At 56.6% G+C, this 13471-nt stretch carries 11 protein-coding genes; 10 read left to right on the top strand and 1 reads right to left on the bottom strand.

Annotated elements, in window-relative coordinates; translation table 11 throughout:
* Positions 1 to 140 precede the first annotated feature (140 nt).
* Genes OKC42_RS22710 through OKC42_RS20990 form a run of 10 tightly spaced genes read left to right on the top strand, consistent with a single transcriptional unit; the run spans position 141 to position 11033 of the window.
* Positions 141 to 1355, top strand: coding sequence for a methyl-accepting chemotaxis protein (locus tag OKC42_RS22710; RefSeq protein ID WP_333563378.1), 1215 nt, complete (start codon positions 141 to 143; stop codon positions 1353 to 1355).
* A 9-nt stretch (positions 1356 to 1364) separates the two neighbouring features.
* Positions 1365 to 1733: a response regulator gene (locus OKC42_RS21030; RefSeq protein ID WP_005338778.1), complete on the top strand. Its 369-nt coding sequence runs from the start codon at positions 1365 to 1367 to the stop codon at positions 1731 to 1733.
* A gap of 13 nt (positions 1734 to 1746) precedes the next feature.
* The gene (locus tag OKC42_RS21025; protein ID WP_005358513.1) at positions 1747 to 2073 is read left to right on the top strand and encodes an STAS domain-containing protein; all 327 of its coding nucleotides are present in this window, start codon (positions 1747 to 1749) and stop codon (positions 2071 to 2073) included.
* 22 nt (positions 2074 to 2095) lie between these two features.
* The gene (locus OKC42_RS21020; protein ID WP_270820827.1) at positions 2096 to 4306 is read left to right on the top strand and encodes a chemotaxis protein CheA; all 2211 of its coding nucleotides are present in this window, start codon (positions 2096 to 2098) and stop codon (positions 4304 to 4306) included.
* Positions 4307 to 4316: 10 nt separating this feature from the next.
* A complete protein-coding gene (locus OKC42_RS21015) occupies positions 4317 to 6242 on the top strand; it encodes a HAMP domain-containing methyl-accepting chemotaxis protein (protein ID WP_270820825.1) in 1926 nt (641 codons plus the stop codon).
* A 12-nt stretch (positions 6243 to 6254) separates the two neighbouring features.
* Entirely contained in the window at positions 6255 to 6824 is a 570-nt protein-coding gene (locus OKC42_RS21010) for a chemotaxis protein CheW (RefSeq protein ID WP_110303373.1), read from the top strand.
* 43 nt (positions 6825 to 6867) lie between these two features.
* Positions 6868 to 8622, top strand: coding sequence for a methyl-accepting chemotaxis protein (locus OKC42_RS21005; protein WP_231719469.1), 1755 nt, complete (start codon positions 6868 to 6870; stop codon positions 8620 to 8622).
* 57 nt (positions 8623 to 8679) lie between these two features.
* Positions 8680 to 9483: a CheR family methyltransferase gene (locus OKC42_RS21000; protein ID WP_151286994.1), complete on the top strand. Its 804-nt coding sequence runs from the start codon at positions 8680 to 8682 to the stop codon at positions 9481 to 9483.
* A 3-nt stretch (positions 9484 to 9486) separates the two neighbouring features.
* Positions 9487 to 9978: a chemoreceptor glutamine deamidase CheD gene (gene cheD / locus OKC42_RS20995; RefSeq protein WP_005349556.1), complete on the top strand. Its 492-nt coding sequence runs from the start codon at positions 9487 to 9489 to the stop codon at positions 9976 to 9978.
* Entirely contained in the window at positions 9975 to 11033 is a 1059-nt protein-coding gene (locus OKC42_RS20990) for a protein-glutamate methylesterase/protein-glutamine glutaminase (protein ID WP_005338795.1), read from the top strand. Before cheD ends, OKC42_RS20990 begins: the two co-directional genes overlap by 4 nt.
* A 98-nt stretch (positions 11034 to 11131) precedes the next feature.
* On the opposite strand, the gene pnp is transcribed toward OKC42_RS20990, so the two are convergent.
* Positions 11132 to 13279, bottom strand: coding sequence for a polyribonucleotide nucleotidyltransferase (gene pnp, locus OKC42_RS20985; protein WP_005338796.1), 2148 nt, complete (start codon positions 13277 to 13279; stop codon positions 11132 to 11134).
* Between the last annotated feature and the right edge of the window lie 192 nt (positions 13280 to 13471).

Genomic DNA, 13471 nt, shown 5'->3' with positions numbered 1-13471 from the left:
GATTTGCAGCCAATTAATTTTTTTCCGCTAACCTTATTGTGCCAACTATAAATAAAGAAAAGAGCGTCAAGGGGCACCATGACTGTTTCGGTCCCGCGCCTTTACCTCTTACCAAATAATTGCACAGGGATAAGCTACGTATGGCACAACACAAAAGTGGCGTGAACACACCGCTTTGGGAACCGGTTTGCTGGATTTGCTGCATCGGGCTTGCTCTGCTGAGCTGCCTGTTGCTGCAGCTCGCCGATGCGCTGTCACCTCTCTACCTGCTGCTCAATGTGCTGGTTGCTATTGCCGCCGCGCTCTGGACATCGAGTCACTTCCACCAGCACACACTCCGACATCGTGCAGGAGAGGAACAAACAGTCGCGACCGATCCTCTCGCCCACTCCATCATCGGGCTCGAACAGGTGTGCGAGAAGGCACTCCCCATCTGGTCCCAGCAGATTGAAAACTCTCGTCAACAAACAGAAGCCGCGATGATTGACCTGACTCAACGCTTCAGCGGCTTGGCCAACAAGCTGGAGGAAGCAGTCAATGCTTCTCATCTGGCAGCCGGAGAACTGGGTGATGCCAATTCCCGTGGCATGGCAGGAGTCTTGAGCGAGAGCCAGCAGCAACTCAATGAGGTAGTGGCCATCCTGCACTCCGCCCAGGCCAATCGGGACGCCATGCTGGGTGAGATAAAAAGCCTGACCACCTACACCATAGAGCTCAACACCATGGCCATGGATGTGGCCAAAATCGCCTCCCAGACCAACCTGCTGGCCCTCAACGCCGCCATTGAAGCGGCCCGCGCTGGGGAAGCTGGTCGTGGCTTTGCTGTGGTAGCTGATGAAGTGCGCAACCTCTCCCGCCTCTCCAGCGAAACCGCCCAGAAGATGACCGACAAGGTAGACACCATCAATACTGCTATCGGTCGCGCCTTCCAGATTGCCGAAAATGCTGCCGCACGGGATCACGCCTCAGCGCTCAATTCGGAGCAGACAATTGAACAGGTACTGGCCCGTTTTCGCCATGCCACTGACAGCCTGGCGGAATCCGCCTCCCTGCTGCAAAACGAGAGCACCGATATCCATCGCGAAATCTCCAGCGTCATTGTCTCGCTGCAATTTCAAGACAGAGTCAGCCAGATCCTCAGCCACGTCAGACAAAACATGGAGAGCCTCTCCAGCCATCTGGTTGCTTCGGAGCAGAGCAGCAATGCGACAGGGCCAATCCAGATCGATGCCAATCGCTGGCTGGCAGAGATGGAGCTCTCATACGCCACCGACGAACAGCGCAATATTCACCATGGTCGCACCACCCGTACAGTCAACGCGCAACCAAGCAGCGCCGACATCACATTTTTCTAGGAGAGAGATATGGGCAAAACGATCCTGATCGTGGATGACTCGGCAACTATTCGCCAAGTCGTGGGCATGACCCTCAAGGGAGCCGGTTATGAGGTCATGGAAGCCTCTGACGGCAAAGATGCGCTCAACAAACTAGATGGCAAGAAGATCAACCTGATCATCAGTGACGTCAACATGCCGAACATGGATGGCATCACCTTCGTCAAAGAGGCCAAAAAGCTGGCCAACTACAAATTTACCCCTGTCATCATGCTGACCACCGAGTCTCAGGACAGCAAGAAGCAGGAGGGACAAGCCGCAGGAGCCAAAGCCTGGGTGGTCAAACCCTTCCAGCCCGAACAGATGCTGGCCGCAGTCGCCAAGCTCATCATGCCGTGATCCGGAGCGCATCATGCAACTACAGAGTGAGCTACTCGACAACAAGGTAGTGGTGACCATGCCGGACGAGATCACCATTTATACAGTCAGCGAGCTGAAAGATGCTCTCTCACCCTTATTGCATCAGGGGAACGAACTGGAGCTGAATCTGGCAGCGGTATCCGAGATAGACAGCGCCGGGCTGCAATTGCTGCTGGCAGCGAAGAAAACCGCTCTGCAGCAAGGCTCCTCCCTGGCACTGGTCTGGCACAGCCATGTTGTGCTTGAACTGCTGGAGCTCTGCCAGCTCTCGGCCTTTTTTGGCGACCCCACCCTCATCACCCATGGCGAACGGCCCTGAGCCACCATGACAAGGAGTCACCGTGAGCATCGATCTTGATCAGGCTTTACAAACCTATATCGCCGAGGCACGCGAGTTGCTTGAAGAGATGGAGTCAGCCCTTCTATCACTGGAATCTGACCCTGACAATAGCGAGCTGATTGGTGCCATCTTCCGTGCTGCTCATACCATCAAGGGGTCAGCTGGCCTGTTTGGTCTGCAACCAATCGTCGGGTTTACCCATATCGTCGAGGATCTGCTCGACCAGATCCGCAATCAGCAGCTCACCGTCACCTCTCCTCTGATCAAGGATCTGCTGGAGAGCTGTGACCACATCCAGACGCTCATCAGTGTCGTTGCAGAACAGGGCAGCACGTTAAGCGATAGCGATGCCAACCAGGATGAACGGCTGAGGCTCACCCTCACCCGTCATCAGTGCGTCCCCCATGCCACGCTGCCAGATACTGTACATACGCCGGAACCCAAGATCGAAAAAGAGGGAGGAATTACCAGCTCCGCCTCCCTGTGGCATATCTCCCTGCGTTTTGGCCCCGATGTGCTGCGCAATGGCATGGATCCGGCCGCATTTCTGCGCTATCTCGGCACCCTCGGAACCATATGTTCAGTGGAGACAATCCATCAGGCGCTACCGGATTGGGAACAGTTCGATCCGGAGAATTGCTACCTCGGCTACGAGATAGACTTCGACTCGCAGGCAGACAAGGCGGCCATCAGCGATGTCTTTGAATTTGTCAGAGATGACTGCCAGATCACCATCTTGCCACCCCACAGCAAGATCGCCGAGTTCATCAACCTGATCGAGTCGCTGCCGGAAGATAGCGCCATGCTGGGGCAGTTGTTGGTCAACACCGGCGCCCTCACCGCAGAGGAGTTAGCCAGCGGTCTGCAGGCACAACAAGCGACCCCGGCAGAACAAGCGCCCAAACTCGGGGAGATCCTGATTGCGCAGGGTGCTGTCAACGAAGCCGTCGTCGATGCCGCCCTGAAAAAACAGAACCAGACCAAGGAGAGCAAGAGCAAAGAGGGCCGTTACGTCAGGGTGCATGCCGACAAGCTGGACGATCTAATCAATCTGGTCGGGGAGTTGGTAGTCGCCAGTTCAGGAGCCAATCTGCTGGCCCAACGCACCCGCGAAAGCCAACTGCAGGAAGCCACCTCGGTCATTGCCATGCTGGTGGAAGAGATCCGCGACAGTGCACTGCGCCTGCGCATGGTGCCTATCGGCGATACCTTCAACCGCTTCCAGCGGGTGGTGCGCGATGTCAGTCAGGAACTGAACAAGGATATCACTCTGGTGATCTCCGGAGCCGAGACTGAACTGGACAAGTCGGTGGTAGAGAAGATCGGCGATCCGCTGATGCATCTGGTCAGAAACTCGATGGATCATGGCATTGAATCGGCAGAGCAACGGCTGCTGGCAGGAAAACCCCCCCGTGGCACCCTGAATCTCAATGCCTATCACGACTCCAACAGTATCGTCATCGAAATTCGGGATGACGGTGCAGGTCTCAACAAAGCCAGGATCCAGCAAAAAGCCATCGAGCGCGGTCTGATCAACCCAACCACCACGCTGACGGATCAGGAGATATACAACCTGATCTTCGAGCCGGGGTTCTCTACCGCCGAGGCGATAACCAACCTCTCCGGTCGCGGGGTTGGCATGGATGTCGTCAAACGCAACATCACTGCCCTACGTGGCACGGTCGATCTGGACAGCATCCCGGGAAAAGGAACCCGTGTGCAGATCCGCCTGCCGCTTACCCTTGCCATCATCGACGGCTTCCTGGTGCGAGTCTGCGATACCCACTACGTCATTCCCCTCGATATGGTGATCGAGTGCGTTGAATTGACCCAGAGTGCACTGTCCGACACCCAGGGTCGCAATTACATCAATTTGCGTGGCGAGGTGCTGCCCTTTATCCGCCTGCAACACTACTTCGATACCAATGGCAGCAAGGGGCGGCGCGAGAACATTGTCGTGGTCAGCCACGCAGGCAAAAAATCCGGACTGGTGGTGGATGAACTGCTGGGAGAATTCCAGACCGTCATCAAACCGTTGGGAAAATTGTTCCAGCGCCTGCAGGGCATCAGTGGCTCAACCATTCTGGGGGGGGGAGAGGTCGCCCTGATCCTCGACATTCCTTCGCTGATCCAGCACGCAATAACTCAGGAATCCTGTCAGCTCAACAGGTTGACAGTGTCGCGCAACCTGCCTCAATCCAGCATCAACTGAGGGGACCATCATGTTAAAAAATTCCACCATCAAATTGCGTCTTATTGTACTGCTCTGCATGCTCTGCCTACTGCTGCTGGCCGTTGGCAGCCTCGGGTTATACAACATGCAGAGCAGCAATACCGGGTTGCAGCGCGTTTACAACGACAGGGTGGTTCCCCTCAAGCAGCTGAAGACCATCTCCGACAGCTATGCCGTCTCGATCATCGACAACCTCAACAAGGCCAATGCGGGGCTGATCCCGGCAGAAGAGGCTTTGAAGCAGATACAACAGGCCCAGCAGACAATCAAAAACGAGTGGCATCACTACCAGTCCACCACTCTCACACCAGATGAACAGCGTTTGTCAGCCGAGGCGACAACCCTGTTCAACGCGGCCGATACCGATATTGGCAAGCTGGAGAAATACCTCGCCACCCAGCACGGCATGATTACTGGCATGCTGAACAATTTTGACGGTGCCCTCTATGGCTCCATCGACCCTATAGGCAACAAAATCACCGAGCTGGTCAACCTGCAGCTCAATGTGGCCAAGTCGGAATATACCGCAGCGCAATCTTGGTATGACGTGATGCTGATAACCATGGCGGTGGTTATCGCGGTCGGCATCGCACTCGCAGCCTGGTTTGGCACCCTGCTAATCAAAAGCATCATCACCCCCATCGAACAGGCTCTGCGCGTGGCCAATAGTCTGGCCGATGGCAATCTAGATGTATCGATCCAGATAGAGTCCAACGATGAAGCGGGTCAGCTCTTGATGGCGATGGATAACATGGTCAAGAAACTGGGAGCCTTGATCACGGATATCGAAACGCTGGTCACCGCCGCTGTCGAACAGGGCGACTTCAGCCACAAGATTGCGCTGGAGGATCGTCAAGGATATATCAAGCGGGTATCCGAGCTGCTGAATCGCCTCTCCCATGTGACAGATACCAGCCTGGAAGATGTGATGCGCATCGCCACCGCGCTCTCCAAAGGGGATCTGACCCAACGGATCGATGAGCCCTACCCAGGTATTTTTGGCCAGACCAAAGACGGCCTCAACCGGACCATCACTGCGCTGACCAATATCATCGAAGAGGTACGCAACGCCGCCGACAACCTGACCAATGCCTCCAATCAGGTGAGCAATACGGCGCAGGCATTGAGCCAGGCCACCAGCGAGCAAGCAGCCAGCGTTGAAGAGACCAGCGCCTCTATCGAGCAGATGAGCGCCAGCATCAATCAGAACACCGAGAACGCCAAGATCACCGACAGCATGGCCAGCAACTCGGTGCTGGAGGCAACCGAAGGGGGCCAATCCGTTCAACAGACGGTGACCGCCATGCAGCAAATCGCCAAGAAAGTCAGCATCATCGACGACATTGCCTACCAGACCAACCTGCTTGCCCTAAACGCCGCCATCGAGGCGGCTCGCGCCGGAGAGCATGGCAAAGGCTTCGCGGTGGTTGCTGCCGAGGTAAGAAAACTGGCAGAGCGCAGCCAGATCGCAGCGCAGGAGATTGGTGAACTCTCTTCCGACAGCGTCAGCAAGGCAGAGCGGGCTGGCAACCTGCTGGAGAGGATCGTCCCCTCCATTCGCAAAACCTCTGATCTGGTACAAGAGATCAATGCTGCCTCAGGCGAGCAGGCCAGTGCTGCCAACCAGATCAGTCTGGCCATGAACCAGCTTAACCAAGTAACACAGCAGAATGCGGCCGGCAGCGAGGAGCTGGCAGCCACAGCCGAAGAGATGAGCTCGCAAGCCAGCGAACTGCAGCAAACCATGGCCTTTTTTGCTCTGGAGAAAAGTGCGCAGCTCAACATCAGGCCCCATGAAACCGGCCACAAGGGCATGCCTCCCAGAGGCAGTTTCATCGCCCCCCCACAACGGGCCAGCCAGCCCAATCAACCATCATCCCATTCCATTGATGACGCGGATTTTGTCCGCTTTTAACCGGAGGCGACCATGCATACATCCACCGACATCACGGTGCCATCAGCGGCCGCTGACGAGAGCAGTGGCGATGCCCAGTACCTGACATTTCTGATCAACAACGAGATGTTCGCCATCAATATTCTGGGGGTCAAAGAGATCATCGAATACGGCAATATCACTCCGGTTCCGATGATGCCGGGTTTTATTCGCGGCGTAATCAACCTCAGAGGAGCGGTAGTGTCGGTCGTAGACTTGAATGCCCGCTTTGGCAATGCACCTTCGGTCATCACTCGCCGCAGTTGCATCGTCATTATTGAGGGGGTGGCCCCGCAGGGCGATGAACCTTTAGGTCAGGATATTGGCGTTGTGGTGGATTCCGTATCGGAAGTACTGGGTATCCCACAAGCAGATATCGAGCCCCCACCCAGTTTTGGTGCCCGCATCCGGGCCGATTTCATCAGCGGCATGGGCAAGGTCAACGGCAAATTCGTCATCCTCATCGATACCGGGAAAGTGTTGTCACTCGATGAGATGGCTCAACTCAACGAACTGGCCCAGCCACAGGCAAGGTTGCCACAAGGCAACCTGCAACCCTCCTGAAAAGGCCTCCATACTCCACGACATGCAGCATAAGGAAACGCTCATGACCCAATCACTCTTAGGAAAACTCTTCGGAGACAATGCCACCGAAGTGAGGCAGCGGACCCAGTTACTCGACGCAATCGGCCAGCTGCAACACGCAGTCTTGGCAGAGCAGGTTCCAGCACCACTCGATCTTTCCGGTATGGATAGCCCCTTGCGTGAAGTAGGACATGCCATCAACGAGGTGGTCACCTTGCTCAGTGACAAGCTGGAACAGAGCCGCAACGACATTAAAAAGAACCAGGTACTGCTCCATGAGAACCAATTGGTTCGCAAAGCCCTCGACTGCGCCAGTACCAACGTGATGATTGCCGATACCAACCTCGACATTATCTATATGAACGAGGCAGTGACCGGCATGCTCAATCAGGCTGAGACCGACATCAAGAAAGAGCTCTACAGCTTCAACGCCAATCAGCTGATGGGCGCCAACATCGACAGCTTTCATAAAAATCCCGGCCATCAGCGCGCCATGCTGGCCAAACTCAACAGCACCTACCGCACCCAGATACAGCTGGGGGGGCGCACCTTCTCCCTGATCGCCAATCCGGTCTTCAACGATACCGGAGAACGGTTGGGATCCGTGGTCGAATGGGCCGACAGAACCAAGGAAGTGATGATAGAGAAAGAGATGTCCGACATTGTGCAGGCCGTGATTAATGGCGAGCTGCACCGCAGGATGGAACTTGCTGGCAAGAGCGGCTTCTTTCAGGCGATGGGAGAAGGGATCAACCAGATTGCAGAAGTGATCGACAGCACCCTCAACGACGTCATCCGGGTCGTGCAATGTTTGGCAAAAGGGGATCTGACCCAACAGATTGAGGCGGACTACCCCGGTGTGTTTGGCACCACCAAGGATGCGCTCAACAAGACCATCGCTTCGCTCACCAACATCGTCACCGAAGTGCGCGGCGCCTCTGACAACCTCTCCAGTGCCGCCGAGCAGGTAAGCGCGACCGCCCAGTCGATCAGCCAATCTAGCAGTGAACAGGCCTCCAGCATGGAGGAGACCAGCGCCTCCATCGAACAGATGAGCGCCAGCATCAACCAGAATACCGACAATGCCCAGGTCACCGATGGCATGGCCAGCAAGGCAGCCAAAGAGGCCGTAGAGGGAGGAGAAGCGGTCAAACTGACTGTGGATGCCATGAAGCAGATCGCCAGACGGATTGGCATCATCGATGACATCGCCTACCAAACCAATCTGTTGGCTCTCAACGCAGCTATCGAAGCGGCGCGGGCAGGCGATCACGGCAAAGGCTTTGCCGTAGTGGCGGCGGAGGTGCGCAAACTGGCCGAACGCAGCCAGGTTGCAGCACAGGAGATTGGCGAGCTGGCCTCCAGCAGTGTCGAGATGGCGGAAAAAGCAGGTCGTTTGTTGGATCAGATGGTTCCTTCAATCAACAAGACCTCGGATCTGGTGCAGGAGATCAGTGCCGCTTCGGTTGAGCAATCCACCGGTGTCAGCCAGATCAACCAGGCCATGAACCAGCTGAGTCAGGTTACCCAGCAGAACGCTTCTTGCAGCGAAGAGCTGGCTGCCACAGCAGAAGAGATGAGCAGCCAGGCTGAACAGCTGCAACTGGCCATGGAGTTCTTTACCTTGGAGGCCCACGCCAAAGAAGGTAAAGCAGCCAGCTCGCATCTTCACCCCAATACCCGAGGTCGCTTTATGAACGAGAGCACTGCCAACAGTCGGGAACGAGCCGCCACAGTGCAACGCCCCATCGGCGATGGCGATTTTGTCCGGTTCTAGTCACGGGAGAGGCGTTGCCTCTCCCATCTCCGACAACACAGTTAGAGGAACAGTTTTTTGTATCAAACCCAGCTGCATGATGATGAGTTCTCCCGTTTCCAACGCTGGCTTCATCAAACGGCGGGGATAGAGCTGTCTCCGGCCAAGAAGGCGCTGGTAGCCAGCCGCCTGGCGAAGCGACTCTGCCACTATGAGCTGGATAGTTATGACGACTACTTCCAGCTCATCATGAACGATCGCAGCAGCGAACTGCAGCTGGCGCTCGATCTCCTTACCACCAACGAAACCTACTTTTTCAGGGAGCCCAAACACTTCGAGTTTCTGACACGGGAGATAGTCTCAGCGCTCCCGCCCGAGCAACCATTGCGGGTCTGGAGCGCTGCCAGCTCATCCGGCGAGGAGCCCTACAGTCTGGCCATGACCCTCGCGGAAAAACGCAGTACCTTCAACTGGGAGATCCTGGCCTCCGATATCTCGTCCCGGGTGCTGGAACAGGCGATGAGCGGTCGCTACCCCATCGAGCGGGCGCAAAATATTCCACTGCCCTTTTTGATGAAATATTGCCTCAAGGGTGTGGGCCTGCAGGAGGGCATCTTCATCATCGATCGCAAGTTGCGGGACAAGGTGCAGTTCATGCAGATCAACCTCAATCAGGATCTGCCGGACATCGGCATGTTTGACGTCATCTTCATCAGAAACGTGATGATCTACTTCAACAAGGAGACCAAAGGGCAAGTATTGCAGCGGCTGGTACCCAGACTCAAACCCGGTGGCTACCTGCTGGTGAGCCACGCCGAGAGCCTGCATGGCCTGCGCCACGGCCTGCAGCTTGTCTCGCCTTCCATCTATCAGAAGAGATAAGTCATGACTCGGGAGGTGATCCTGCAACCGGGAGAGCTCTTTTTTGGCAAGGAGGATGTGGTGGTCAGAACCGTACTGGGCTCCTGTATTGCCATCACCTTGTGGCATCCGGAGCAGAAACAGGGAGGAATGTGTCACTACATGCTGCCAAGTCGGCGCAATCCCTCTACCAAGCTGGATGGGCGCTATGCCGATGAGGCCCTCGCCTTGCTGCTGCAAGCGGCCAGTCACTATCCCGCCCCTATCCATGAATATGAGGCCAAGTTGTTCGGGGGTGGCAACATGTTTACCGAGCCTCAATACGCACAGAGCGACAACAATGTCGCCGCCAAAAATATTCAGGCAGCCTGGCAGCTGACCCGACACCTTGGCCTTGATATCAAGGCTCATCATCTTGGCCATAGCGGCCACCGAAGCTTGCTCTTTGAGCTCAGCAACGGCAGTGTCTGGCTCCGCCATCATCGTCTGCCACATCAACGGGAGTCGCGAGAATGAAGCAGATCCGGGTCATGCTGGTGGATGATTCCGCCGTGGTCAGACAGGTATTGCAAGCGGTGCTGGAGCAGGAGCCCGATATCCGGGTGATCGCCACAGCATCGGATCCCCTGTTTGCCCAGGAAAAACTGAAGAAAGAGTGGCCTGACGTCATCGTGCTCGATGTGGAGATGCCCCGTATGGATGGCATCACCTTTCTCACCAAGATCATGGCAGAGCATCCAACCCCGGTGGTGATCTGCTCCTCCCTCACCGAAAAGGGGGCCGAGACAACCTTGCAGGCAATGGCTGCCGGCGCGGTGGACATCATCACCAAGCCGACCATGGGGATAAAAAGCTTTCTGCAAGAATCTGCCCACGACCTGGCTATGGCGGTACGTGCTGCGGCCCAGGCCAACCTCAAGCGCGTGGGCAAGCCCTCCTCTGTACCAGTCAGCACCAAGCTCAACGCGGATGCCATGCTGGCGCCCAACCAGCACGCCATGGCACAAACCACCGAGCGGCTCATCGCCATCGGCACCTCGACCGGCGGCACCCAGGCGCTGGAAGCCGTGCTGACAGCCTTGCCCCGGGTCAGCCCCGGCATCGTCATCGTGCAGCACATGCCGGAGAAATTTACCGCCATGTTTGCCGAGCGGTTGAACGGGGTCTGCCAGATAGAAGTGCGGGAGGCGAGGAACAATGACCGGGTGATCCCGGGGCTGGCACTGATTGCCCCCGGAGGCAAGCATATGCTGCTCAAACGCAGCGGTGCCTACTATCACGTCGAGGTGGTCGACGGGCCGCTTATCAACCGCCATCGCCCCTCGGTGGATGTGCTGTTTCGCTCCGTCGCCAAATATGCCGGCAAGAATGCCACCGGCATCATCATGACCGGCATGGGGGATGATGGTGCCCGGGGATTGCGCGAAATGCTGGATGCGGGTGCCAACACCTATGCCCAGGATGAGGCATCCTGCGTGGTCTTCGGCATGCCCAAGGAGGCGATCAAGCTGGGAGCCGCCCGCCATGTGCTCCCCTTGCAAGAGATGCAGTACGCCATCCTCGGCAAGTAATCCCTTATCGCGCGTTTTGACTATAAAAAAGTCCGGCTCCCCAAGGGGAGCCGGACTTTTTACATCAACCGGAACCAATCCGGTATCAGGCGAGCAGATTACTCTGCAGCAGGCGCTTCTTCAGCGGCCGGAGCGGCGTCAGCAGCAGGTGCAGCAGCTTCGGTCGGGGCGTTCGCTTCCTTGATGGAGAGACGTACACGGCCCTGACGGTCCACTTCCAGTACCTTCACCTTGACTACGTCACCGATGGTCAGGTGGTCAGCCACGTTCTGCACGCGAGCGTCGGTGATCTGGGAGATGTGTACCAGACCATCTTTGCCCGGCAGAATGTTGACGAATGCACCGAAATCGGCCAGACGAACAACTTTACCTTCATAGATGCGGTTCACTTCGATCTCGGCGGTGATGGCCTCGATGCGACGGATCGCTTCCATGGCGGCTTCGTTGGCCACGGCGGAGATACGTACAGTACCGTCATCATCCAGCTCGATGTTGGTGCCGGTCTCTTCGGTCAGCGCACGGATCACGGAACCACCCTTACCGATCACGTCCTTGATCTTCTCAGGATTGATCTTGATGGTGTGAATACGCGGTGCAAAATCGGAGATCTGGGCACGGGGAGCCTGGATAGCTTCGTCCATCACTTTCAGGATGTGCAGACGAGCGCCACGAGCTTGCTTCAGAGCAATCTCCATGATCTCTTTGGTGATGCCTTCGATCTTGATGTCCATCTGCAGCGCGGTCACACCTTCGGTGGTACCGGCTACTTTGAAGTCCATGTCGCCCAGGTGATCTTCGTCACCCAGAATGTCGGACAGCACGACGAAACCTTCTTCTTCCTTCACCAGACCCATGGCGATACCGGCGACGGAGGCCTTGATCGGCACACCGGCATCCATCAGCGCCAGAGAGGAACCACAGACAGACGCCATGGAGGAGGAGCCATTGGATTCGGTGATTTCAGAGACCACGCGCACCACGTACGGGAACTCGGCGGCGCTCGGCATCACGGCAGCAACGCCGCGCTTGGCCAGACGGCCGTGACCGATTTCACGACGCTTCGGGCTACCCATCATGCCGGTCTCACCGACACAGTATGGCGGGAAGTTGTAGTGCAGCATGAAGCGATCGGCACGGTTGCCGGTCAGCTCGTCGATGTTCTGGGCATCACGCTCGGTACCCAGAGTGGCGACCACGATGGCCTGAGTTTCACCACGGGTGAACAGGGCAGAGCCGTGAGCACGGGGCAGAATACCGGTACCTACGCTCAGGGCGCGGATCATTTCCGGATCGCGACCATCGATACGCGGCTCACCACGTACTACGCGACCACGAACGATGCGGCTTTCCAGGCTGTGGAACTCTTCGCCGATCTTCTTGGCATCTTCTTCCACACCGGAAGCGATAACTTGCTCAACCACACGACCCTTGATGGCCGCGATGGTTTCGTAACGAACAGCCTTCTCGGTGATGCGGTAGGCTTCACCCAGTTCGGCGCTCGCCAGCTCGGCAACCTTGGCTTTCAGAGCTTCGTTGACGGCAGGCGGAGTCCAGTCCCACGGCTTGGTGCCGACGGCAGCGGCAAACTCGTTGATCGCATTGATCACGGTCTGCATCTGCTCGTGACCGTATACCACGGCGCCCAGCATCACTTCTTCGGAAAGGATGGCCGCTTCGGACTCAACCATCAGTACCGCGTTGGCAGTACCGGCAACCACCAGATCCAGATCGCTCTGCGGCAGTTCGGTGGTGGTCGGGTTCAGCACATACTGACCGTTCATGTAACCCACGCGAGCAGCACCGATCGGGCCGCCAAACGGGATACCGGAGATGGCCAGTGCAGCAGAGGCACCGATCATGGCAACGATGTCGGGGGATACGGCCGGATTCACGGACATTACGGTCGCAACGACCTGAACCTCATTGAGGAAGCCTTCCGGGAACAGCGGACGAATAGGACGGTCGATCAGACGGGAGATGAGGGTCTCGCCTTCGCTCGGACGGCCTTCACGACGGAAGAAACCACCCGGGATACGACCAGCAGCATAGGTACGCTCCTGGTAGTTGACGGTCAGCGGGAAGAAATCACGGCCGTGATCGGCCTCTTTCTTGCCGACTACGGTCACAAATACGCAGGTATCGTCCATGCTGACCATAACGGCCGCAGTGGCTTGACGGGCCATCACACCGGTTTCCAGAGTGACGGTGTGTTGACCGTACTGGAATGACTTTACAATAGGATTCACGTGAATTTCCTTTTTACAATTTGGCTCTTTAAATTCGCGCACAAGTATACTTGATTCGATGCAAAAGGTAAGCGGTGACGCGAATTCTGTGAGGCAGGCAACGGCTTGAAGAGCAATAAAAAAGGCTCTGTCCCAATTACGTGTTGAAAGGCTAATCTTGAAGTAGGCCATCACCTTGAGGTCAACCATCAT

Origin of the sequence: Aeromonas sp. Y311-2, from assembly GCF_027706025.1 — a bacterium.
In the GTDB taxonomy this organism is placed as follows: Bacteria; Pseudomonadota; Gammaproteobacteria; order Enterobacterales; family Aeromonadaceae; genus Aeromonas; species Aeromonas veronii.
This window is presented reverse-complemented; position numbering and strand designations above follow the sequence as displayed.